The following is a 21,748-nucleotide window of genomic DNA, read 5'->3' on the forward strand; positions in this document are numbered from 1 at the left end:
GGGTGACTCAGGGGATCTCGGCGCCGGTCCCGCGCCGAGCGGGACCGACACCGAGGGGAGCTTCAGAGCTGCGAGCCGACCTTGAAGCCCTTGTCCTCGCCGTCCTGCCGGGTGTACGAGAAACCGTCGGCGCCGATGGTGACGGCCAGCTCGCTCTTCTGCTCGCGTTCGACCACGGGCTGGGGATTCCCGTCCAGGTCCAGGACGAGGGAGGCCTCGGTGTACCAGGACGGGACGACGGCGTTGCCCCACCAGTCACGGCGCTGGTTGTCGTGGACGTCCCAGGTGACGGTCGGGTTGTCGGGGTCCCCGGTGTAGTAGTCCTGGGTGTAGATCTCGATGCGGTGGTCGTCCGGGTCGAGGATGTAGAGGTAGAACGCGTTGGAGACGCCGTGCCGTCCGGGCCCGCGCTCGATCCGGTCGCTGATGCGCAGGGCGCCCATCTTGTCGCAGATCTGGATGATGTTGTGCTTCTCGTGGGTCGCGAAGGCAACGTGGTGCATGCGGGGGCCGTCGCCGCCGGTCAGCGCGGTGTCGTGGACGGTCTGCTTGCGGTGCATCCACGCCGCGTAGGTGACGCCGTCGGAGTCCTTGATGTCCTCGGAGACCCGGAAGCCGAGATCCTCGAGGTACTTCCGTCCGCGGGGGACGTCGGGGGTGACCTGGTTGAAGTGGTCCAGGCGGACGAGTTCCCCGGCGGAGTAGAGGTCGTAGCGCTGGGTGAGGCGTTCGACGTGCTCGACGTCGTGGAAGAACTCGTAGGGGAAGCCGAGCGGGTCCTCGACGCGGATCGAGTCGCCGACGCCCCTGGTGAAGCCGTCGCGGCGGCGTTCGGTGCGGCATCCCAGTTCCTTGTAGTACGCCTCGGCGGCATCGACCTCCGCGGGGGACCTCACCCGGTAGGCGAACGCGGCGACGGCGGCGACCGGGCCCTTGCGGAGCACGAGGTTGTGGTGGATGAACTCCTCGAAGGAACGGAGGTAGATCGCCTCGTCGTCCTCCTCGGTGACGTGCAGGCCGAGGACGTCGACGTAGAACTGCCGGGAGCGCGCGAGGTCGGTGACCACGATGTCCATGTAGGCGCAGCGCACGATGTCCGGTGCGGGCAGGGACGGGGTGGGGATGAGATCGGTCATGGGGCTCTCTCTTCTTCGAGGGGGAGGGATGGAGGTGCGTCGGGTCTAGCCTTCGCCGACCGCGGAGTCGGCGACGGCACCGAACTTCGGCGTGTGCACGGTGCCGAGGGTGATGTGCACGGCCTGCTGGTCCGTGTAGAAGTCGATGGACCGGTATCCGCCCTCGTGGCCGAGGCCGGAGGCCTTGACGCCGCCGAAGGGGGTGCGCAGGTCGCGGACGTTGTGGCTGTTGAGCCACACCATGCCGGCCTCGACGTCCTGTGCGAAGGTGTGCGCCCGGGTCAGGTCCTGCGTCCAGATGTAGGCGGCGAGGCCGTAGCGCGTGTTGTTCGCCAGGGCGAGGGCCTCCTCGTCGCTGTCGAAGGGCGTGATGGCCACCACGGGGCCGAAGATCTCCTCCTGGAAGATTCGCGCCTCGGGGGAGACGTCCGCGAAGACCGTGGGGGCGATGTAGTTGCCGTGCGGGAGGTTCTCCGGGCGGCCGCCGCCGGCGAGCAGGCGGCCCTCGGACTTGCCGATCTCCACGTAGGAGGCCACCTTCTCGAAGTGCTCGGGATGCACCAGGGCCCCGACCTCGGTGGCGGGATCGTGCGGGTCCCCCACCACGATGGTCCTCGCGCGGGCCGCGTACTTCTCGCAGAACTCCTCGTACACCCCGCGCTCCACGAGGATGCGGGAGCCCGCGGTGCAGCGCTCGCCGTTGAGGGAGAACACCCCGAACAGGGCCGAGTCGATGGCGGCGTCGACGTCGGCGTCGGCGAACACGACGCAGGGCGACTTCCCGCCGAGCTCCATGGACAGGCCCTTGAGGTTGGCTGCGGCGTTGCGGAAGATCGTCTGACCGGTGGTCGTCTCGCCGGTGAAGGAGATCAGCGGCACGTCGGGGTGTTTCACCAGGGCGTCCCCGGCCTCCTCGCCGAGACCGTTGACGAGGTTGAACACGCCGTCGGGCAGACCGGCGTCCTTGAAGATCTGCGCCCAGAGCGAGGCTGACAGGGGGGTGAACTCGGCCGGTTTGAGCACCACCGTGTTGCCCGTGGCCAGGGCGGGCGCGAGCTTCCAGGACTCCAGCATGAAGGGGGTGTTCCACGGCGTGATCAGCCCGGCGACGCCGATGGGCTTGCGGTTCACGTAGTTGATCTGGGAGCCGGGGACCTTCATGGCGTCGTCGAACTGGGCCACGATCAGGTCCGCGAAGAAGCGGAAGTTCTCCGCCGCACGCAGCGCCTGACCCTTGGCCTGGGTGATCGGCAGACCGGTGTCGAAGGTCTCGAGCTCGGCCAGGCGCGACTCCTGGGCCTCGACGGCGTCGGCGATCCGGTTCAGCACACGGGCGCGCTCGCGGGGCTTCATCCGCGGCCAGGGACCCGTGGTGAAGGCTTCACGGGCGGCGGCGACGGCGGCCTCGACGTCCTCCTTCTGCCCGGCGGCCGCGGTGGCGTAGTTCTCGTTCGACACCGGGTCCAGGACGTCGAAGGTGGCCCCGTTGATCGAGTCGACGAACCTCCCCGCGATGTAGTGCTGGAGGTGGCTGGGCAGCTGCTCGGGGATGTGGTGCACGATGGTGGTCTCCGCGGAACGGGTCATGATGTGGGTCCTAACTGTGGTCGGTGCCGGTGTGGGCGAGATAGGCGTCGAGGGTGGCACTGCGGTGCAGGCGTGCTGCGCGCTCCACCTCGTCGGCGTCGGCCCGGGACTCGATGAGGTGCAGGAGTTCCTCGTGCTCCTCGACGGACTCGCGGGCGCGGCCGGGCACGAACCGGAAGGTCGAGGAACGTACCGAGGCCAGGCGGGCCCACCCGCGGTGCACCAGGTCCAGGATGTGGGGGTTGGGGCAGTTCTCGTACAGGACGTTGTGGAAGTCCTGGTTGAGCCGGGTGAAGCGGACGGGGTCGAAGTGCTGGAGGCACTCGCGCATCTGTGCGTTGATCGCGCGGGCCCGGATGATGTCCTCCGGCCCGATCAGGGGGCTGGACAGCGCCGTGGCGGCGCCCTCGATGATGCTCAGCGTCTGCATGGTGTAGAGGTACTCGGTGGGGTCGATGCCGGCGACGGTGGCGCCGACGTTGCGCTGGAAACTCACCAGCCCCTCGGCCTCGAGCCTGCGGATGGCTTCGCGGACCGGGACGACGCTGACGCCGAGGTCCTCGGCGATCTTCGAGAGCACCAGGCGGTACCCGGGCGAGTACGTGCCGTCCGCGATCTGTCCCTTGAGCGAGATGTAGGCACGTTCGGACTTGCTGCCCGTGACGGTTTCCGCCTCAGTCATCGGAGGCCCCGGCCGTCCGTGCCTCGTAGCGTGAGCGCCAGCGCGCGTTCATGGGGTAGAGGCCGTCCACGCCGTGGCCCTGCTGGACCATCTCGGCGATGAACTCCTCCTCGCGTTCCTGGGTCAGGGCGTCCTCCGCGAGCTCCTGTGCCAGGTGGGGCGGGATGACGAGGATGCCGTCGGAGTCGGCGACGATGATGTCCCCGGGCTGGACCGTGGTCCCGCCGCAGGCGATGGTGACATCGGTGTCCCAGGGGATGTGCCGTCGGCCGAGGACTGCCGGGTGCGGGTTCGCGTAGTAGGTGGGGATGTCCATGGCCGAGACCAGGGCGAAGTCGCGGACGCCGCCGTCGGTGATGATCGCCGCGGCGCCCCGGACCTGGGCGCGCAGGGCGAGGATGTCCCCGATGGTCCCGGTGCCCTTCTCGCCGCGGGCCTCCATGACGAGGATCTCTCCTTCGTTGACGGAGTCGATCGCCCGCTTCTGGGCGTTGTACCCGCCGCCGTGGGACTCGAAGAGGTCCTCGCGGTTCGGCACGTACCGCAGGGTGCGGGCCAGACCCACGACGCGCCGGTCGGGGCGGGTGGTGTGCAGGCCGTCGATGCTGACGTTGTCGAGGCCGCGCTTGCGCAGCAGGGAGGACAGGGTGGCGGTCGCCACGGATTCCAGGGCGTTCCGCAGTTCGACGGTGAGGACCGGGGTGGGGGCCGGCAACCCTGCCGCTTCGCGGGAGCCGAAGGCCTCCTCGCGCTGGACGTCGTCCGTCCTCGGGCGGGCACCGAAGTCCTCCAGCGGCGTCGTACCCTCGGTGGCCGTGGTGCTCAGGCGTCCGGTGGTCAGCCGTCCGTCGACGGTGGTGACCTCGACGTCGACGGTGTCGCCGGGGACGGCGACCGACGCCCCTGCCGGGGTGCCGGTGAGGATGATGTCCCCGGGTTCGAGGGTCAGCAGCTGGGAGAGGTCGGCGACGAGCCGCGCGAAGGGGAAGAGCAGGTCCGCGGTGGTGTCGTCCTGGACGAGGACGCCGTTGTGCCAGGTGCGCAGACGCAGTGCCGCAGGATCGACGTCGTCGGCCGGGAGCAGTCCTGGTCCCACGGGGGTGAAGCCGTCCCCGCCCTTCGAGCGGAGGTTGGAGCCCTTGTCGGCGTGGCGGAGGTCGTAGACCCCGAGGTCGTTGCCTGCCGTCACCCAGGCGACATGCTTCCAGGCGTCGTCCACGCGCACCCGGCGCGCAGGGGACCCGATGACCAGCGCGATCTCCCCCTCGAACGCGAGCAGCTCACACCCCGCGGGACGTTCGACGACCGACCCCGTCAGGGCCAGCGAGGACGACGGCTTGAGGAAGTAGGACGGCTGGTCGGGGGTGCGGCCGCGCTGCGCGGCCCGGCTGGGGTAGTTGATGTGCACGGCGATGACCTTGCCCGCCGCACCCAGCACATCCTGTATCACGTCCTGCATGGTCCGCTCCTTTGGGAATCCGATCAAATACTAAATCGTATACGAACTGTAGGAGGTGATCCGGGCCCCGTCAACAGCTCGTCCCCGGACGGTGCCACCGGTGCGGAACTGTTGCCCCCGTCACAGGTGGGACGTACGATTCGAGTGCAACAGTGGAACTCGTCGTTCGCATATAGAACAGATAGCGGTCCACACCACGATGAAGTGAGGAAAGCCCGTGCAATTCCACCACCACGGTTATGTCTCCGGTGAGCCGCGTCTCCGTCCCGTAGCCGGGGTCGGGGTGGGCCGTCCGGAGAGCCTGCCCGACGAGGTCGACGTGCTGATCGTCGGCACCGGGCCGGCCGGCATGATCACCGCCGCCCAGCTCTCGCAGTTCCCCGGCATCACGACGCGCCTCGTGGAACGTCGACCGCAGAGGCTGGCCATCGGTCAGGCCGACGGCATCCAGGCGCGCAGCGTGGAGACCTTCCAGGCGTTCGGGTTCGCCCAGCGGATCACCGATGAGGCCTACAGGATCGCCGAGATGGCGTTCTGGAAGCCCGACGGCGAGGATTCCTCACGCATCGTGCGGACCGCCAGGGTCGAGGACGATCCCACGGGCATCAGCGAGTTCCCGCACCTGATCGTCAACCAGGCCCGGGTGCTGGACTACTTCGCGGAGTTCATGAAGAACTCGCCCACGCGGATGGAGCCCGACTACGGGTACGAGTTCTCCGGCCTGGAGGTGGACGACGCCGCCGAGTACCCGGTGACGGTGACGTTCACCGGGACGGCGGGGCAGCTCCGGGGCAAGGAACGAGTGGTGCGCGCCAAGTACGTGGTGGGCGCCGACGGGGCCCGCAGCAAGGTACGCCAGGCCATCGGCTGCACGTTGGCCGGGGACAAGGCCAACCACGCCTGGGGTGTCATGGACGTCCTGGCGGTCACCGACTTCCCGGACATCCGGCTCAAGTGCGCGATCCAGTCCGGCAATGGTGGGAGCATCCTGCTCATCCCCCGTGAGGGCGGGCACCTGTTCCGCATGTACGTCGATCTCGGTGAGACGGACCCGGAGGACGACGGGGCCGTGCGGGCCACCACCATCGAGCAGATCGTCGCCAGGGCCAATGCCATCCTCAGCCCCTACACCCTGGACGTTCGTGACGTGCCCTGGCACAGTGTCTACGAGGTGGGGCACCGGCTCACCGATCGCTTCGACGACGTGCTGCCCGAGCAGATCGGTACCCGCACCCCGCGGGTGTTCATCACCGGGGACGCCTGCCACACCCACAGCGCGAAAGCCGGCCAGGGCATGAACGTGTCCATGCAGGACGGTTTCAACCTCGCCTGGAAACTCGGGCACGTCCTGGAGGGCCGCAGCCCGGAGAGCCTGCTCGCGACGTACTCGGCCGAGCGGCAGGTCGTGGCGAGGAACCTCATCGACTTCGACAAGCAGTGGTCCACGCTCATGGCCAAGCGCCCCGAGGAGTTCGAGGACCCCTCCGAGCTCGAGGACTTCTACGTGCGCACCGCGGAGTTCCCGGCCGGCTTCATGACGCAGTACCAGCCCTCCGTGCTCGTCGCCGGCCCCATGCACCAGGACCTCGCGACGGGCTTCCCGATCGGCAAGCGTTTCAAGTCCGCCCCCGTGGTCCGCGTCTGCGACGGCGTCCCGCTGCACCTCGGACACCAGGCCGACGCCGACGGCCGCTGGCGCATCTACGTCTTCGCCGACGGCACGACAGAGGGTGCCCCGGGTGGTGTGCCGGCGAGGTTGGCGCGTTTCGCCGACTGGATCACCACGGCTCCCGGCTCACCCCTGGCGGCCACCCCGCAGGGCGCCGACGTCGACGCCTGGTTCGACGTGAAGGTCGTCTACCAGCAGGACCACGCCCAGGTGGACATCAGCGGGGTGCCGAGGATCTTCACACCGGCGGTCGGGCCCTTCGGGCTCACCGACTACGAGAAGGTCTTCGCCGCCGACCCGACCGACGACATCTTCGACCTCCGCGGCCTCGACCGCTCCGGGGTCGTCGTCGTGGTCCGCCCGGACCAGTACGTCGCCGCCGTGCTGCCCCTGGACGCCACGGGAGACCTCGAGCAGTTCTTCGCAGGGGTCCACGCGCCGGCCCACGCCGCGGAGCCGGTCTCCTAGGATGAACCGTGTGACCGTCGCGACCAGCCCCCCGGACCCGGTGCCGACGAGGACCGCGCCGCAGAGCCAGACGCTCTCCCGCGGGATCCGTGCCCTCGAGGTCCTCGCCGCGTCCTCCCGGGCCATGTCGATCTCCGAGGTGGCAGGAGCGCTCGAGGTGCACCGCTCGATCGCCTACCGGATCCTGCGGACCCTGGAGGACCACGGCCTCGTGCAGCGCGACACGGCCGGATGCTTCCATCCGGGACCGGGACTGGCCGGTCTCGCCCGCGGGGTGGCACGGGACCTGCAGTCCGTCGCACGACCGGAGCTGACCGTCCTCGCGGCGTCGTTGCAGATGACGGCGTTCATCGCCGTGTGGGACCGGCGCGAGTGCGTGACGCTGATGGCGGTCGAACCACCGCACGGCGAGGGCACGCTGGTGCAGCGTCCCGGATCCCGGCACTCCTTCGGTGCCGGGGCGCCGGGCATGGCAATCCAGGCGGCGCTGGGCGAGCACGAGTGGGCACGGCTCTCGGCGGACGAGCCCTACCGGGAGGAATCCCGGCTGGCCGCCCGGAACGGGTACGCCTCCAGTTCCGACGAGGTCATCCCGGGGGTGAGTTCCGTGGCCGCCGCCGTCCACGTACCGGGGCGTCCGCCGGCCGCCCTGGCCGTCGTCTACCTCAACGACGACCGGCCCACGGGGCCCATCGGTGCGGAGGTCGTCCGCGCCGCGCACGCCATCGAGCGGCAGCTGCACTGAACGGTGTCGCCCCGGTGCGCACCGGCGTCCCGGCCGTCGGCATCCGCGCGACGGCCTCCGCCGGGCCCCGCCCGTGGGCGCGGGCCGACGTGCGACCAGGGCGTTCGTCTCCGTGGCCGTGCCCTGATCGTCGGTGGTGACGGGCCCGGACGGCAGGACGGTCGCAACGGTGCGAAAATGGTGCCACCCGGTATGCCGTGCCATGCCGCGCGAGGCAGGGAAGGAGCAGCGGTGCCGACTTCACAGGATCCCGTCGAGACGACGGACGGCCCGGACCTGACGGAATCCATCGAGGAGTGGTCGCGACTGTCCTCGCGTTCGTTCGTGCCACTGACCTGCACGACGACGTCGGCGGCCAGTTTCCGCGGTGGGATGCTGACGCGGGCGGCCGGGAAGGTCAGCATCGCGCACCTGCGCTTCAGCCCCCATGTCGTGGAGCGCGGCCCGATCGTCGCCGGGGACGCAGGGACCGGCAGGTACAAGGTCGGCGTGCAGCTGGATGGGCGCGCGACGGTGGAGCAGGACGGCAACCGCGCGCACCTCGGTGCGGGGGACATGGTCCTCTACGACACCTCCGCACCCTACCGGCTGGAGTTCCCCGACACCTCGCGGGTCCTGGTCCTGATGTTCGATCACGGGGCGTTGGACCTGCCACCGAACGCGGTCAGCCAGCTGCGGGCGCACCGGCTCGGTCCCGAGCAACCGGTCCACCGCATGGTGGGTTCCTTCCTGTCCTCGTTGGCCGAGAACCTGCAGGAACTGACGGGGATGACCGGGCAGCGGATGGGGAACACGGCGTTGGACCTGCTGACGACGTCGTTGAACCGCGAACTCGACGGGCAGGCCCTGGTCTCCTCGGACGAGAAGGAGCGGTTGCGCGCGAGGGTCCACGACTACATCGAGGCCCACCTGGCGGATCCTGACCTGAATCCGGCGATGATCGCGCAGGCCCACTACCTGTCGGTGCGACGTCTGCACCAGGTCTTCCACGACGAGGGAACCACGGTGTCGGCGTGGATCCGCACCCGCAGGCTGGAGCGCTGTCGCCGGGCGCTGGAGGACCCGGTGAGCGCCCGGATGCCGGTGGCGCGGCTTGCCGCCCGGTGGGGTTTCACCGACGGAGCGCACTTCTCCCGGATCTTCCGGACTGCGTACGGGGTGACCCCGTCGCAGGTCCGGTCGCAGGCCTCGTCGGGCTGAGACCTCTCCGCCGTCCGCGTCCCCGGCGGAGCCCGGGGGTGCACCGTTCGGCGTCGCGTCGTCGGCCGGCCGGGCGGAGGGATCGCCCCGCCCGGCCGGTGACCTGCGGCTGCGCGCTCAGCCGTCGATGACCTGGGGTGCGCCGAGGTGCTTGAGGCCCTCGACGCCGAACTCCAGACCGTAGCCGGACTGCTTCGCGCCACCGAAGGGCACGCGCGGGTCGATGGTGCCGTGCTTGTTGATCCACACCGTGCCGGCCTCGATCCTGGCGGCCACCTCCCGGGCCCTGACCGGATCGGAGGACCACACCGAGGCCCCGAGGCCGACCTCGAGTCCGTTGGCCATGGCGATCGCCTCGTCGACGGTCGAGTACCTGATGATCGGCAGGGCGGGCCCGAACTGCTCCTGTGCCACCAGGGCGTCGGTGTTCGCGATGTCGGCCACCAGTGTGGTGGGGTAGAAGTACCCGGGGCGTGCGGTGTCGGGATCCCCGCCGATCAGCACCCGTGATCCCGAGGCCTTGGCCTGCTCCACGAGGTCGGCGACGATGTCGTACTGGGCCCGGTTCTGCAGGGGTCCCAGGACGTTCGCCTCGTCCAGGCCGATCCCCATCGGCATGGTCCCGGCGATGGCGACGAGGGCCTCGCACACCTCGGAGTAGACGTCCTCGTGCACGTAGAGGCGTTTGAGGGCTGCGCAGGTCTGCCCGGTGTTGATGAAGGCACCCCAGAACAGGCCCTCGGCGATGGCTGCGGGGTCGACGTCGGGCAGGACGATCCCCGCGTCGTTGCCACCGAGTTCCAGGGTGAGGCGTTTGACGGTGTCGGCCGAGGACCGGATGATCGCCTTGCCGGTGGCTGTCGACCCGGTGAACATGATCTTGTCGACCAGCGGGTGGGAGGACAGGCCCTCGCCGATCTCGCGGCCTCCGGCGACGACGTGGAGGACCTCCTCGGGGATGGCCAGGTGCAGGACCTTCACCAGTGCCAGGACCGACAGCGGTGTGTACTCCGAGGGCTTCATCACGACGGTGTTGCCCATGCGCAGCGCCGGTGCCAGCTGCCAGACGGAGATCATCATGGGCCAGTTCCACGGTCCGATCGCCCCGACGACACCCAGGGGGCGGTAATGCAGCTCCGCCGTGGAACCGTTCTCCTCCACCAGGATCTCCGGCTCCAGTTCGAGCCCGGCGGTGGCACGCAACCAGGCCGCACAGGCCCCCACCTCGAAGCGGGCGTTGGGTCCGTTCAGCGGCTTCCCCTGTTCCCTGCTGAGCAGTTCGGCCAGCGCAGCGGCATTGGCGTCCAGGGCGTCCGCCGCCGCGACGAGGAGCGCCGACCGTTCGGCATGGCCGCGGGCCGCCCAGGCGGGCTGGGCGGCGCGGGCAGTGGTGACGGCCGCTTCGAGGTCGTCCACGGTGTGCTCGGGGGCGTGGGCGACGAGTTCCTCGGTGGCGGGGTCCAGGATGGGGCGTCCACCGTCGGAGGCCTCGATGGCGGCCAGCAGCTCGGCCGCGGTCGCGTAGGTGGGCGAGGTCAGGGTTTCGGCGGTCATGGTGCGTCTCCTCGTTGAAGAACCGGTGGGTGCGCGACGGAGGGCGTCCCCGGTGTCATGTCCCACCGGTCCTTCCGTCTCGTGTTCCTACTGTGCGCGGCGTCACACCCCGGGGGTTAGGACCGTAGCGCCCGGGTTCTTGACATTGCGCGCACGACTTCGGCCACGACGGTGGTGACAGCACGGTGAGCCCGTCGGTGTACGTGGTGCACGTGGGTGCCTGCCGGTGCACCGTGGGTGCCGTGGCGGGCCGGAGGTTTGTCTTTCCGCGCACGGCGATCACCATTTCGGGAAGGAACCCGGACGGGTCAAGGACATCGGCTGTACTTCTCGTCACGATGGGGGGAATCATCCGTCGAGGCCGCTGAGCGCGGCCGGGTCGCTTTCCCCTGGAGGACAGTCATGACTGACATCACCAACACCCCCGTCACCTCGCGCGGTGTCCGGCCCTCGATGCTCGGGGTGCGGCACCCGCTGGACCTGCTGACCCCGGCGGAGATCTCGGCGGCCCGGGACGTCGTGGAGCACGCCGGGCTGGTGGGCCCGAGCACCCGGTTCCCGCGTGTGATGCCGGTCGAGCCTCCCAAGTCGGTGGTCCTGGGCCACCGGGACGGTGACGACGACTTCGACCGCTCACTGGATCTCACCCTGCTCGACACCGACACCGGCCGGACGCGCCGGGTCGTCGTCTCGGTGACCGCCGGGACGGTGGTGTCCGAGACGACACTGGCCACCGGGGAGCACCCCTACGGGCAGGCACAGTACCTGTTCGAGGAGTACGACCGCGCCGCGCAGATCGTCAAGGACGATCCACGGTGGCAGGCGGCGATGGCTCGCCGCGGGGTCGTGGACACCACCCACACCTCCGTCACCCCGCTGGCACCGGGGTACTTCCCCCGCGAGGACGAAACCGGCAGACGCATGATCCGCTCCCTGACCTTCCACCGCCGTTTCGAGGGCGACAACGCCTGGGGTCATCCCGTGGAGGGCCTGATCGCCCACGTGGACCTCACCGCAGGCGTGGTCGTCCGCCTGGAGGACGACGGCGACGTCCCCGTCCCGCTGGGGGACGCGAACTACGAGCCCCGGTACACCGGCACCGCCCGCACCACGTTGAAGCCCCTGGACATCGTCCAGCCGGAGGGCCCCTCCTTCCGCACCGAGGGCAACGAGGTGACCTGGGAGAACTGGAGGCTGCGTATCGGGTTCAACGCCCAGGAGGGCCTCGTCCTCAACCAGGTGACCTTCCGCGACGACACCGGGGACCGGCCGGAGGAGCGCTCGGTGCTCTACCGCGGGTCGGTCCCCGAGATGGTCGTCCCCTACGGGGACACCACCAACACCCGCTTCTGGATCAGCTACTTCGACGCCGGCGAGTACCTCCTGGGGAAGAACGCGAACTCCCTGAAACTCGGATGCGACTGCCTGGGCGTCATCCAGTACTTCGACGCGTTCGTCGCCGACGACGACGGCCGTCCCATGGAGATCCCGCACGCCATCTGCATGCACGAGGAGGACTACGGCATCCTCTGGAAGCACACCGAACCCGGGCAGAGCCCCCAGGTACGACGCTCCCGCCGCCTGGTCATCAGCTACTTCGCGACCATCGGCAACTACGAGTACGGGTTCTTCTGGTACTTCTACCTCGACGGTTCCATCCAGGTCGAGGCCAAGGCCACCGGCATCGTCTTCGCCGGTGCCTGCGAGCCCGGTGCACCCAACAGGCACTCGGCCGAGATCGCCCCCGGGATCCAGGCGCCGGTGCACCAGCACCTCTTCTGCGCCCGCCTCGACGTGGCCGTGGACGGCATGGAGAACTCCGTTCAGGAGGAGAACCTCGTGAGTCTGCCGATGAGGGAGGACAATCCCTACGGCAACGCCTTCACCTGGTCCCGCACCGACGTGACCCGGGAATCGGAAGGTGCCAGGGACGCCAACACGGAGACCGGCCGCAAATGGTTCGTGACCAACCCCAACCGTCGCAACCCCGTCGGTGACCCCCCCGCCTACCCCCTGACCCCCCCCCCGGGCCCCCGCCTGCTCGCGGCCGAGGGCTCCTCGGCACGCGAGCGCGCGCAGTTCGCCCCCCACCCCCTCTGGGTCACCGCCTTCGACGAGAACGAACGCTTCCCCGCCGGGGACTTCCCCAACCAGCACGCCGGGGACGGCTCGGTCGATGGGTGCAGCAGGACCGCGCCCTGGAGAACACCGACGTCGTGCTGTGGCACACCTTCGGCCCCACCCACATACCCCGTACCGAGGACTGGCCGGTCATGCCGGTGGACTACTACGGGTTCTGGTTCAAGCCCTACGGCTTCCTCGACCGCAACCCCGCCCTCGACCTCCCGGACTGGTCCAGTGCGGGTGGTACGTGCTGCGGTACCGAGGTCGGCCACAGCGACCCGGTGCCGACCACCGACACCGCCCACGCCATCACCGGGACCGGTGACCCGGGCTCGGGCACGACCACCGCGGGCTCGGCTCCCGGCACCTGCGGCTGCGGGGACTAGACCATGGCCACCGACAACCACACCGACAACCACCCGGGCACCGGCACGGGCACTGCCACCCCCCGTGCATCGACCTTCCCCACCGGGTCTGCGTCGCAGGGTGGTCTCGGCGAGGCCCTGGACCGCCGGCGGTTGAGCACCGCGTCCCTGGTCTTCCTCATCATCGCCGCCTCCGCCCCGTTGACGGTCCTCGCCGGTGGCGTCACCTCCACGTTCGCCGTCGCCGGGCTCCTCGGTGTGCCCCTGGCGTACCTGCTCCTCGGGGCGATCCTGGCGGTCTTCGCCGTCGGGTACGGCGCCATGTCGGCGCGCATCACCAACGCCGGGGCGTTCTACGCCTACGTCGCCGACGGGCTGGGCCCACGCCAGGGCATCGGCGCGTCCTGGCTGGCGCTGATCAGCTACAACGCGATGCAGATCGGGATCTACGGGCTCTTCGGCTTCGCCCTGTCCTCCTTCCTCCAGGCCCGCGTGGGCATCTCCGCCCCCTGGTGGGTGTGCGCCCTCGCGGGACTGGTGCTCGTCGGGGTCCTCGGAGTGAGCCGGGTCGATCTCTCCGCCAGGGTCATCGCCGTGCTGGTGGCGCTGGAGTTCGTCGTGGTCGTCGTCGTCGACGCCCTGTCGCTGGGCGTCGCCCCCGAGGGCGTCAGCGCCCAGCCCTTCATGCCGTCGGAGTTCTTCACCTACGGCATCGGGGCCGTCCTGGCCTTCGGTATCGCGGCGTTCATGGGGTTCGAGTCCGGGGCGATCTACAGCGAGGAGGTCAGGAACCCCGCCCGCGCAGTCCCACGCGCCACCTTCATCGCCGTCGCGATCATCTCCGTCTTCTACGCCGTCTCGGCCTGGGCACTGGCCGTCGGTGTGGGGCCGGGGAACATCGTCGCCGCGTCCCGCGAGTACGGACCGGACCTCATCTTCGTCCTCATCGCCGAGCACGGGGGCCCGGTCCTGACCGACATCGCCCAGGTCCTGTTCGTCACCAGTCTCCTGGCCGCGCTCATCGCCTTCCACAACGCTGTCGCCCGGTACTTCTTCTCCCTGGGCCGTGAGCGGGTCCTGTCCTCCTGGCTCGGTACCGTCAGCACCCGCAACCAGGCGCCCCTGGCAGGATCGCTGACCCAGTCGAGTCTTGCGGTGATCCTCGTGATCGTCTTCGCGCTCGCCGGTCGGGGTTCGGACCTCGGCCCGCTCTTCCCGGTCCTGACGCTGTTCACCTGGCTCACCAACGCCGGGGCGTTCGGGCTGATCTTCCTGCTGGCGATCACCTCGATCGCGGTCATCGGCCACTTCCGGAGGGAGCCGACAGGGCATTCGCCGTGGGTCAGGTGGATCGCCCCGGCCATCTCGGCAGCCGCACTCGGGACGGTGTTCGTGCTGATCCTGATCAATTTCGACGTGCTCATCGGCTCCGACGGTCGCAGCCCCCTGTCCGTGGTGATGCCCGGGATCATCCTGGCCACCGGGGTGGCCGGGGTGGTGTGGGGCGAGCATCTCCGACGTCACCGGCCCGAGGTCTTCGCCGTCGTGGGCTCCGGTCGCGCCGGCGGTGCCCCGGAGGGCGGGACGGCCGCTCATGGACCCACCCGGCACTCGACCGGCCGCCATGACCACTGAGGCGCAGGCCACCGGACCACGGCAGTCGACCTCCGCGCCGGTCACAGGATCGAGGCGTGCAGGACGCGTCCTGCACGCGATCCTCGTGCTGTGCACGGCGGGTTCGACGGCGGCGCACGCGTGGATCGCACTCACCGGTGGGCACGGTCCGGGGTTCTCGCTCGTCATGGCCGTGATGAGCGTGATGTGTCTGCCCTGTGTGCTCGGACTCGTCCGCAGCCCGCACTCCACAGGTCCCGTGCGGATGGTCCTCGCGATGAGCCTCCTCATGGTCCTGCTGCACCTGCTGGCGATCACCCTGGGTACGTGCGTCACGGCGACGCACCACCTCCACCCCCTGTCTGTGCCCGCCCCGGAGGCATCGGTGGACCATGTGAGCGGGGGAGGGCACCTCGCCCTGATGGTGCCGCTCGTCGTCCTCGAACTCGTCGTGGCCGCGTTGGCGTCCTGCCGGCTGCGCCCCTCGTCCTGCAGCTCGTCGTCGTAGGAGGGGCGCCACCGTTCCGGTCGCCGGCCACAGGGTCACGGTCCGACACAGCTGCTGTCCGTCCCGGGCGCCGGGTGCCGTCCCGGACGTTCTCAGGCGGTCATGGTCCGCCCTGATCCATCGGACCGGGGATCGCTGGTGGCGGTGAAGGTGCTGTCGGTGGAGGAGATCTGCACGATGTTGGCGTGACCCAGCATCTCGCTGTGCGGGGGTACGAGTGTCAGGACGAAACCGGCCAGCTCCAGGGCCTTGCGGTCGTCCGCTGACACATCTGCCTCGCAGTACAGGGCGTTCTCCTCGTGGTCCACGCCCATCCCGCCGACGATCCAGCGAGGACTGCCCACGGCCTCCAGCGGCGTCGACCCGTCCAGTAGATGGCGCAGGACCTGGAAGTGGATCTGCGGTTGCGCCTTGCCTCCCATCGTGCCGATCACCCAGCGCAGGTCGGCGCCCTCCGTCACCATCACGGGCATGAGGGTGTGCCCGGGACGCTTACCGGGAGCAATGACATTGAGGTGTGCAGGGTCCAGGGAGAAGAACGATCCACGGTTGTGCAGGAGGATCCCGGTACGTGGTTCGAGGATCATGGAGCCGAAGGGATGGAACACGCTCTGGATGAGGCACACCGCGGTGCCCTCATCATCCGCGGCGACGATCGCCACGGTGTCTCCCCTGGGCTGGGGGAAGGCGTCCGCGAAGGGCTCACCCACCCAGGAGGCCGCGCGGTCGGCCATGTCCCGCATGTGCTCCGCGTCGAGCACGTCGGTCTCCGAGACGTGGGTGTGGGCGGGGTCCGACAGGAGCCGGTCACGATCCCTGTTCGCCTGGACCCACAGGGCTGCCATGGCCCCGGCATGTCGATCCGTGACGTCCAGGAGCTCACCCGCGTCGAGGACCTGGGGCAGCAGGAACCCCTGGGTGTTGAGCCCACTGGTGTGTACCCGGAACGCTCCGTGATTGTTCGAGAGCACGCGGGCTTCGGTACTGCTGTAGCCGCGGAAGTCCTCCTCGGCCAGCACCGAACCGCGAGCGCGCAGTCCTGCCACCAGGGTGCTGCCCACATCACCGTCGTAGAAGGCGCGGACGCCCTCCGACGCGATGGTTCCCAGTGTTCGTGCCAGCTCCGGTTGCCGGAGAAGATCCCCGGCCACCAGCGGTGTCCCGTCAGGGGCGAAGACCGCGCTCATCCCCGGGTCGTCGAGGATCCGGTCGAGGTACCGCCCGATGGCCCCGCCCAGCGAATCGGCGACGGCCGTACCCTCCTGCGCCAGGGTTGCCGCCGGCGTGACCAGTGCCTCCCAGGGGGTCCGGCCCGCTGCCTGGTGCAGGGCCGCCAGGCCGGAGAGCGCACCGGGCACGGTGACCGTTTCCGCCCCGTACACCGGCATGGTGGATCCGAATCTCCCGCGTAGTCCGTCGGGGTCTGTCGCCCCGGCCGCCGTGCCACTGGCGTTGATGCAGCGGATCGTCCCGTCGGGGGTCCTGACGAGGGCGATGAGGTCCCCGCCGATGGAGGTATTGTGCGGGTAGGTGACCGACAGGGCGAAGGATGCGGCGATGGCCGCGTCCACCGCGTTGCCCCCGTGGGCGTAGACGCCCGCGCCGATGGCGGTGGCGGTGTCGTGAGGTGTGGCGATGGCAGCGGAGCGTGACGATGAGGCATTCATGGTGACACAGGTCCTTTTGTCAGAATGATGGGCGGTGAGCCGTGGTACCCGGCGAGGGCGCTCGCCTCCGGTGGAGTGGCGGAAGTCCTAGAGCACTCTCCTGAGGAATTCCCTCGTGCGCTCGTGTCGGGGAGCGACGAGGACCTCGCCGGGCGGTCCCTGCTCCACCAGCTTGCCGCCGTCCATGAAGACCACGGTGTCGGCGGCTTCGCGTGCGAACTGGATCTCGTGTGTCACGACGATCATGGTCAACCCGGCTGATGCCAGGTCCGTCATCACCGTCAGGACATCACCCACCAGTTCGGGGTCCAGGGCCGAGGTCGGTTCATCGAAGAGCACGACCTGCGGGTCCATCGCCAGAGCCCGCGCGATGGCCACCCTCTGTTGCTGGCCGCCGGAGAGCTGGGCCGGGAGATGGTGCGCGCGCTCGGCGAGGCCCACCTGCTCCAACAGGTGGTGGGCCTGTTCGGAGGCCTCCTTCTTGCTACGGTGCAGCACGTGGAGGGGCCCTTCCATGACGTTCTGCAGAGCGCTCATGTGGGCGAAGAGATTGAATCGCTGGAACACCATGGCCGTCGAGGTGCGTTGCCGGGAGAGTTTCTTGTCGGACAGCTCGACGAGGCGGTCCCCTTCGCGGGAGTACCCGATGTACTGGTCGGCCACCTCGACGGTGCCACGTTCAGGGGTTTCCAGGCGATTCATGCACCGCAGGAGCGTCGACTTGCCCGAGCCCGACGGGCCGAGGATGCAGGTCACGCTCCCGGCGGCGACATCCAGGTCGATACCCTCGAGGACCTTCAAGGACCCGAAGGACTTGTGCAGGTCCCGCACCCGGACGAGGGCCGGGGCGAGGGTCGAGTTCTCGACGGTGGTGCTCATGACGATGCTCCTTCCTCGAGGCGGAGCGATGATCTGCGGGGCAGGATCCACTCACCGTTGAAGTGCTTCTCCAGCGCGTGCTGCACGATGGTGAGAACGCCGGTGAGCACGCCGTACCAGAGGGTTGCGACGATGAGCAGGGGGATCTGCTGGAAGTTCTGCCCGTACACGGCCGAGACCTGGAACATGAGGTCACCCACGCCGATCAGCATGACGATCCCGGAGTATTTGAGGATGGACACGAACTGGTTGATCGTGGGCGGGATGATGATCTTGGTGGCCTGGGGCAGGGTGACCCGTCGCATGATCAGGGAGGTGGTCATGCCCAGGGATGCGGCGGCCTCGACCTGCCCGCGGTCCACCGCCATGAGCCCCGAACGGATGATCTCGGCCATGTAGCCGGCACCGAACAGCGACAGGGCGATCAGGGCCGCCGGGATCTGACCGATGAGCTGGTTGGTGTTCGCCGACCAGATGTCCGGTCCGAACGGCACCCTGACGGTGATCGTGGGAAGGATCGAGGCCAGGAAGTACCAGAACAGCAACTGCACCAGCAGCGGGATACTGCGGGACGCGTAGACGGCCGTCGCGGACACCGCCCGCAGGACGGGGCTGGAGGAGATGCGCATGATGGCCAGCACCAGTCCCAGGACGGTTCCGCCCAGCATCCCGACGGCGGTGAGGAACAGGGTGATCTTCACCCCGTCGAGGACGACGGGGCTGAACAGGTAGTCACCGACGAGGTCCAGTCGAAGATTCTCGTTGGTCGAGACGAAACGCACGAGTGTGAAGAGGACCACGACCAGCACGGCCCAGTAGAAGTACTCGCTGATCCGGCGTCGACGGTGCATCGTGAGTGTCGGGGCAGCCTCTGCCATGCCGGTGGACGCGGTCCTCATCGGTTCGATGACGCTCACCTCAGAGTTCTGCGCTGTTGATCGGGGCGCCTTTGAGGCTGCCGAATCCGAGGTCGTACTGCTCCAGGAGGCGGTCGTACGTGCCGTCGTCCTGGAGCGCGACGATCGCCTGTGCCATGGCGTCCCGGAGCTCGACGTCCTCCTTGTGGGTGATCGCTCCGGCCGGGATGTTGTTGAATGCCTCGCCGACGACGTCGAACGTGTCCGGCGCCGCGGTCTCGGCGGCCACGACACCCATCATGGCGTTCAGCGCCGCATCCGCCCGCCCGGTCGTCAGGGACTGGGGAATGTCCGGTAGACCTTGAACCACGAGTTTGTCGACCTCTGGCCGGCCCTGCGCCACGCAGTCCTTCGATACGGAATCCGCGGCGCGTTCCCCGAGACTGTTGCCCATCACCACGGTCCGTGTCCCGCAGAGGTCCAGCTGTTCCGCGATGCCCAGCGGGTTGCCCTCCTGGACCATGATGCCGGCGCCGATGTTGAAGTAGTCGATGAAGTCGACGGTCTGCTGCCGCTCCTTCGTGTCCGTCACGGCGGACATGACGGTCTCGTAGCGTCTGGCGTCGAGACCTGCGATCAGTCCGGAGAACGGTGTCGTCGCGAACTCCGCCTCCAAGCCCATCGTCCCCGCGATCTCTCGGGCGAGGTCCACCTCGAACCCGGTGAGCTCCTGGGTGGCGGCATCGGTGAAGGCCAGAGGAGGCACGTTCGGGTCCACGCCGATCGTGAGCTTGCCGTCGGCTCTGATGGAGTCGGGAACTGCGTCCGCGATCGCCGAATCCGCCGTGCGCGTGCTCTCGCCGGTCGTATTCTCGGATACCGCGTCACCCCCGCAGCCGGTCAGGAGGAGGAGAGACCCGACGGTGGCCAGGGCGGTCAACATGCGCGTGGAACTCGTCATCAGGTTCTCCCTAAAATTGGTTCGACCATTGGACCAAATATCTGGTGCGCACCACTGTGACAGTGAGGAACGTCACGACGCAAGGGGTTAACCCGCGCGGCAACGTAAATTTTCTGTTTCAAGCTGCTTGCCATCCGACTGAAAGAGCGCCCCATGGATTTGTCTCGGTTCCTCTCCCCCCACCTCACCCGGGGGGAGAGCCTGGCTTCGGCCCTGGAACGGATGATCTTCGACGGGCGGATCGGACCCGGGGAGCGGATCCCCTCCGAACGCGCCCTGGCCGAACAGCTGGGGTATTCCCGCGGGAGTGTGCGCGAAGCACTGCGGGACCTGTCCCAGAAGGGGCTGGTGGTTCGCAAACCGGGAGCGGGGACGATCGTGCAGGGCTTCGACGCGTCCCCCATGGGGCGGACGATCAGAGCCGGCCTGCCGGGAGGGAACGTGGAGCTGCTTCAGGTCATGGAGGTCCGGGCATGCATCGAGCCGCCCCTGGCCGAGCGCGCTGCCGTACGCGCGAGTGAACAGGACGTGTCCCAGTTGTACAAGATCGTCGAGGACACACGAGCAGTGGAGTCCGGACCGGATTTCGTCGTGCTGGACCGTTCGTTCCATCTGGCCGTCGCGCAGTACACCTACAATCCGCTGCTGGTCAGCCTGCTCGACAAGGCGCAGGAGCTCACCGCGCTCTCGCGCAGTGACAAGTACCTCACGCCCAGTCGGATCTCGACCTCGGTGCAGGAACACCGCGCGATCGCGGACGCGATCGCGCGACGCGATGCGCCCGGTGCCTTCGGCGCCGCAGCGGCCCACGTCGCGTCCATCCGGGGCCGTATCCTCCAGGAGGCCCAGCAGTGACGGTGTCTGGGCCGACGGTGCCCGGGCCGACACCGTCCGATGTGACGCCGGAGACCGGGTCCTCGGTCCGACGTTCGCTCCGTCGGAATCAGGGCCCCAGGACGGGGGCGTCCACCGGCGTACCCGCGACGTACGGTCCGAAGAACAGATCCGACCCCTCGTGGGTCAGGGACGCAGCCTCGGCGGTGACGCCGTCGAAGCCGGCCAGGACGGCGAAGGGCAACCGCACCGCGGTGTCGTCGGGGTCGGCGATCTCCAGTATCCACCCTCCGGCGGTCCGGACGATCCCGGGATCGGTGATGGACACGCGCATCATGCCGCCGTGCCCGGTGAGCAGCACACGCCCCGCGAACCGCAGAGGGTCCTCGGTGGCCGGGAACTCGAAACGGTCGCCGGTGTCCGTGGCACCGCCGTCGCTGATGATCTCCCCGTCGTGCATGGCGCGGACGTAGCCGAGCAGGGAGTCCTTGATCGACCACCGCAGCACGCTCATGCGGGTGCACCGGGCACGGGCCAGGCGATCGTCCGGGCGAAGGCGATCAGTGCAATCACCCGCTCCGGCGGATCCTGGGTCGCCGACCAGATGACGTCGATGCCCACGGGTTCGACCGCGGGGAGGATCTCCTTCATCACGACAGGGTAGCCCTCGTAGCTCGCCGGGTTCGCCGGGCGCTGCACCAGGATCCCGTAGCCGAGACCGCGGCCCACCAGGGTCCGGACTGCCTCGTAGCTCGTGGTCCGATGCCGGATCCGCGGGCTCAGGCCCCGGCTCGCGAAGAGCGAGAGGGTGTGCTGGCTCGACGGTGGTGCATCCAGCAGGATGAGGTCGCGTCCCACCACGTCCTCGAGCCGTACCCCGTCGGCGGCCGCGAGAGGATCGGTGGCGGGCAGGAGGACGTGGGCGGGCAGGGAGAAGAGCCTCTCGCACCGCGGGTTCCCCGGGACCGACGTGTCGTAGACGAAGGCGACGTCGACGTCGCCCGACTCGATCCTGCCCTCCAGCTGGTCGTGGGTCGCCTCGAGGATGTGCAGGTCCACCCGTGGATGCGCTTCGCCGAAGTGGTGCAGCAGGGGCGGCAGGACGGTCGGCGCGAGCGTCGGGTAGCAGCCGATCGTGATCGGGCCGACGAGTTCGCCCTCGCCCGCCCGCAGGGAGGTGGCCAGCTCGCGTGCGGCGCCCAGCAGTGGTCGGGCCTGGTCGACCACGCGCGCCCCGGCGGTGGTCAGGGTGACGCCGTGGGCGCGGCGGCGGACGGTGAGCCTGGCTCCCAGGATGCGCTCGAGGTCCGTGAGGGCGTCGGAGAGCGCGGAGGAGGACACATGGAGGTGCTGCCCGGCAGCGCTGAGCGTCCCGTGATCGGCTGCGGCGACGAGATAGGCCAGCTGCCGGAGCGTGAAACCGGGTACCGTCACCACAA

General features: G+C 69.1%; 17 protein-coding genes and 1 pseudogene. 7 read left to right on the plus strand and 11 right to left on the minus strand.

Annotation, left to right across the window (positions count from 1 at the left end):
- Positions 1-62 precede the first annotated feature (62 nt).
- From hpaD to AC792_RS13350, 4 genes are read right to left on the minus strand one after another with little or no spacing between them, the layout of a single operon-like run.
- The gene (hpaD, locus tag AC792_RS13335) at positions 63-1,136 is read right to left on the minus strand and encodes a 3,4-dihydroxyphenylacetate 2,3-dioxygenase (RefSeq protein WP_049830991.1); all 1,074 of its coding nucleotides are present in this window, start codon (positions 1,134-1,136) and stop codon (positions 63-65) included.
- Positions 1,137-1,181: 45 nt separating this feature from the next.
- Entirely contained in the window at positions 1,182-2,723 is a 1,542-nt protein-coding gene (gene hpaE, locus AC792_RS13340) for a 5-carboxymethyl-2-hydroxymuconate semialdehyde dehydrogenase (protein WP_049830992.1), read from the minus strand.
- 10 nt (positions 2,724-2,733) lie between these two features.
- Complete coding sequence (locus tag AC792_RS13345; RefSeq protein WP_049830993.1) at positions 2,734-3,405, minus strand: GntR family transcriptional regulator; 672 nt, start codon at positions 3,403-3,405, stop codon at positions 2,734-2,736.
- A complete protein-coding gene (locus AC792_RS13350) occupies positions 3,398-4,864 on the minus strand; it encodes a fumarylacetoacetate hydrolase family protein (protein WP_049830994.1) in 1,467 nt (488 codons plus the stop codon). The genes AC792_RS13345 and AC792_RS13350 overlap by 8 nt, the downstream gene beginning before the upstream one ends.
- 217 nt (positions 4,865-5,081) lie before the next feature.
- Between AC792_RS13350 and AC792_RS13355 the strand changes: the two genes are divergently transcribed.
- From AC792_RS13355 to AC792_RS13365, 3 genes are all read left to right on the plus strand, one after another.
- A complete protein-coding gene (locus tag AC792_RS13355; protein ID WP_049830995.1) occupies positions 5,082-7,001 on the plus strand; it encodes an FAD-binding monooxygenase in 1,920 nt (639 codons plus the stop codon).
- 1 nt (position 7,002) lies between these two features.
- Positions 7,003-7,746 carry an IclR family transcriptional regulator gene (locus AC792_RS13360; protein ID WP_049830996.1) on the plus strand — a complete coding sequence of 248 codons (744 nt, stop codon included), beginning with the start codon at positions 7,003-7,005 and terminating at the stop codon, positions 7,744-7,746.
- Positions 7,747-7,977: 231 nt separating this feature from the next.
- The gene (locus tag AC792_RS13365; protein WP_049830997.1) at positions 7,978-8,946 is read left to right on the plus strand and encodes a helix-turn-helix domain-containing protein; all 969 of its coding nucleotides are present in this window, start codon (positions 7,978-7,980) and stop codon (positions 8,944-8,946) included.
- Positions 8,947-9,063: 117 nt separating this feature from the next.
- Here AC792_RS13365 and AC792_RS13370 read toward each other — a convergent pair whose 3' ends face one another.
- The gene (locus AC792_RS13370; protein ID WP_049830998.1) at positions 9,064-10,500 is read right to left on the minus strand and encodes an aldehyde dehydrogenase family protein; all 1,437 of its coding nucleotides are present in this window, start codon (positions 10,498-10,500) and stop codon (positions 9,064-9,066) included.
- Positions 10,501-10,953: 453 nt separating this feature from the next.
- On the opposite strand from AC792_RS13370, the pseudogene AC792_RS13375 reads away from it, so the two are divergent.
- From AC792_RS13375 to AC792_RS13385, 3 genes and pseudogenes are all read left to right on the plus strand, one after another.
- A pseudogene (locus tag AC792_RS13375) lies at positions 10,954-13,010 on the plus strand (primary-amine oxidase).
- 3 nt (positions 13,011-13,013) lie between these two features.
- A complete protein-coding gene (locus AC792_RS13380; protein WP_082177746.1) occupies positions 13,014-14,624 on the plus strand; it encodes an APC family permease in 1,611 nt (536 codons plus the stop codon).
- A complete protein-coding gene (locus AC792_RS13385) occupies positions 14,614-15,111 on the plus strand; it encodes a hypothetical protein (RefSeq protein ID WP_049830999.1) in 498 nt (165 codons plus the stop codon). The genes AC792_RS13380 and AC792_RS13385 overlap by 11 nt, the downstream gene beginning before the upstream one ends.
- A gap of 92 nt (positions 15,112-15,203) precedes the next feature.
- On the opposite strand, the gene AC792_RS13390 is transcribed toward AC792_RS13385, so the two are convergent.
- The 4 genes from AC792_RS13390 to AC792_RS13405 form a co-directional block, all read right to left on the minus strand.
- The gene (locus AC792_RS13390; protein WP_049831000.1) at positions 15,204-16,778 is read right to left on the minus strand and encodes a gamma-glutamyltransferase family protein; all 1,575 of its coding nucleotides are present in this window, start codon (positions 16,776-16,778) and stop codon (positions 15,204-15,206) included.
- 87 nt (positions 16,779-16,865) lie between these two features.
- Positions 16,866-17,657: an amino acid ABC transporter ATP-binding protein gene (locus AC792_RS13395; RefSeq protein ID WP_049831001.1), complete on the minus strand. Its 792-nt coding sequence runs from the start codon at positions 17,655-17,657 to the stop codon at positions 16,866-16,868.
- On the minus strand, positions 17,654-18,535 hold the full coding sequence (locus tag AC792_RS13400; RefSeq protein ID WP_160317649.1) for an amino acid ABC transporter permease: 882 nt from the start codon (positions 18,533-18,535) through the stop codon (positions 17,654-17,656). Before AC792_RS13400 ends, AC792_RS13395 begins: the two co-directional genes overlap by 4 nt.
- Before the next feature lie 40 nt (positions 18,536-18,575).
- Positions 18,576-19,475 carry an ABC transporter substrate-binding protein gene (locus AC792_RS13405; protein ID WP_049831003.1) on the minus strand — a complete coding sequence of 300 codons (900 nt, stop codon included), beginning with the start codon at positions 19,473-19,475 and terminating at the stop codon, positions 18,576-18,578.
- Positions 19,476-19,628: 153 nt separating this feature from the next.
- Between AC792_RS13405 and AC792_RS13410 the strand changes: the two genes are divergently transcribed.
- Positions 19,629-20,330 (plus strand): FadR/GntR family transcriptional regulator, encoded by a 702-nt coding sequence (locus AC792_RS13410; protein ID WP_049831004.1) that lies wholly within the window; start codon positions 19,629-19,631, stop codon positions 20,328-20,330.
- 88 nt (positions 20,331-20,418) lie between these two features.
- Here the strand turns inward: AC792_RS13410 and AC792_RS13415 are convergent, their stop codons facing one another.
- Positions 20,419-20,823, minus strand: a complete 405-nt coding sequence (locus AC792_RS13415) for an HtaA domain-containing protein (protein ID WP_082177747.1) — start codon at positions 20,821-20,823, stop codon at positions 20,419-20,421.
- Positions 20,820-21,743 carry a LysR family transcriptional regulator gene (locus AC792_RS13420; protein ID WP_235436743.1) on the minus strand — a complete coding sequence of 308 codons (924 nt, stop codon included), beginning with the start codon at positions 21,741-21,743 and terminating at the stop codon, positions 20,820-20,822. Before AC792_RS13420 ends, AC792_RS13415 begins: the two co-directional genes overlap by 4 nt.
- Positions 21,744-21,748 lie beyond the last annotated feature (5 nt).

The organism is Arthrobacter sp. RIT-PI-e (assembly GCF_001187915.1).
GTDB lineage: Bacteria > Actinomycetota > Actinomycetes > Actinomycetales > Micrococcaceae > Arthrobacter_D.

What these genes read in the sequence shown, in the direction of transcription:
- AC792_RS13415 (WP_082177747.1), bottom strand. Translation starts at nt 20,823, where the DNA reads ATGAGCGTGCTGCGGTGGTCGATCAAGGACTCCCTGCTCGGCTACGTC.
- AC792_RS13405 (WP_049831003.1), bottom strand. Translation starts at nt 19,475, where the DNA reads ATGACGAGTTCCACGCGCATGTTGACCGCCCTGGCCACCGTCGGGTCT.
- AC792_RS13395 (WP_049831001.1), bottom strand. Translation starts at nt 17,657, where the DNA reads ATGAGCACCACCGTCGAGAACTCGACCCTCGCCCCGGCCCTCGTCCGG.
- AC792_RS13380 (WP_082177746.1), top strand. Translation starts at nt 13,014, where the DNA reads ATGGCCACCGACAACCACACCGACAACCACCCGGGCACCGGCACGGGC.
- AC792_RS13360 (WP_049830996.1), top strand. Translation starts at nt 7,003, where the DNA reads ATGAACCGTGTGACCGTCGCGACCAGCCCCCCGGACCCGGTGCCGACG.
- AC792_RS13410 (WP_049831004.1), top strand. Translation starts at nt 19,629, where the DNA reads ATGGATTTGTCTCGGTTCCTCTCCCCCCACCTCACCCGGGGGGAGAGC.
- AC792_RS13400 (WP_160317649.1), bottom strand. Translation starts at nt 18,535, where the DNA reads ATGGCAGAGGCTGCCCCGACACTCACGATGCACCGTCGACGCCGGATC.
- AC792_RS13390 (WP_049831000.1), bottom strand. Translation starts at nt 16,778, where the DNA reads ATGAATGCCTCATCGTCACGCTCCGCTGCCATCGCCACACCTCACGAC.
- AC792_RS13345 (WP_049830993.1), bottom strand. Translation starts at nt 3,405, where the DNA reads ATGACTGAGGCGGAAACCGTCACGGGCAGCAAGTCCGAACGTGCCTAC.
- hpaD (WP_049830991.1), bottom strand. Translation starts at nt 1,136, where the DNA reads ATGACCGATCTCATCCCCACCCCGTCCCTGCCCGCACCGGACATCGTG.
- AC792_RS13385 (WP_049830999.1), top strand. Translation starts at nt 14,614, where the DNA reads ATGACCACTGAGGCGCAGGCCACCGGACCACGGCAGTCGACCTCCGCG.
- AC792_RS13370 (WP_049830998.1), bottom strand. Translation starts at nt 10,500, where the DNA reads ATGACCGCCGAAACCCTGACCTCGCCCACCTACGCGACCGCGGCCGAG.
- AC792_RS13350 (WP_049830994.1), bottom strand. Translation starts at nt 4,864, where the DNA reads ATGCAGGACGTGATACAGGATGTGCTGGGTGCGGCGGGCAAGGTCATC.
- hpaE (WP_049830992.1), bottom strand. Translation starts at nt 2,723, where the DNA reads ATGACCCGTTCCGCGGAGACCACCATCGTGCACCACATCCCCGAGCAG.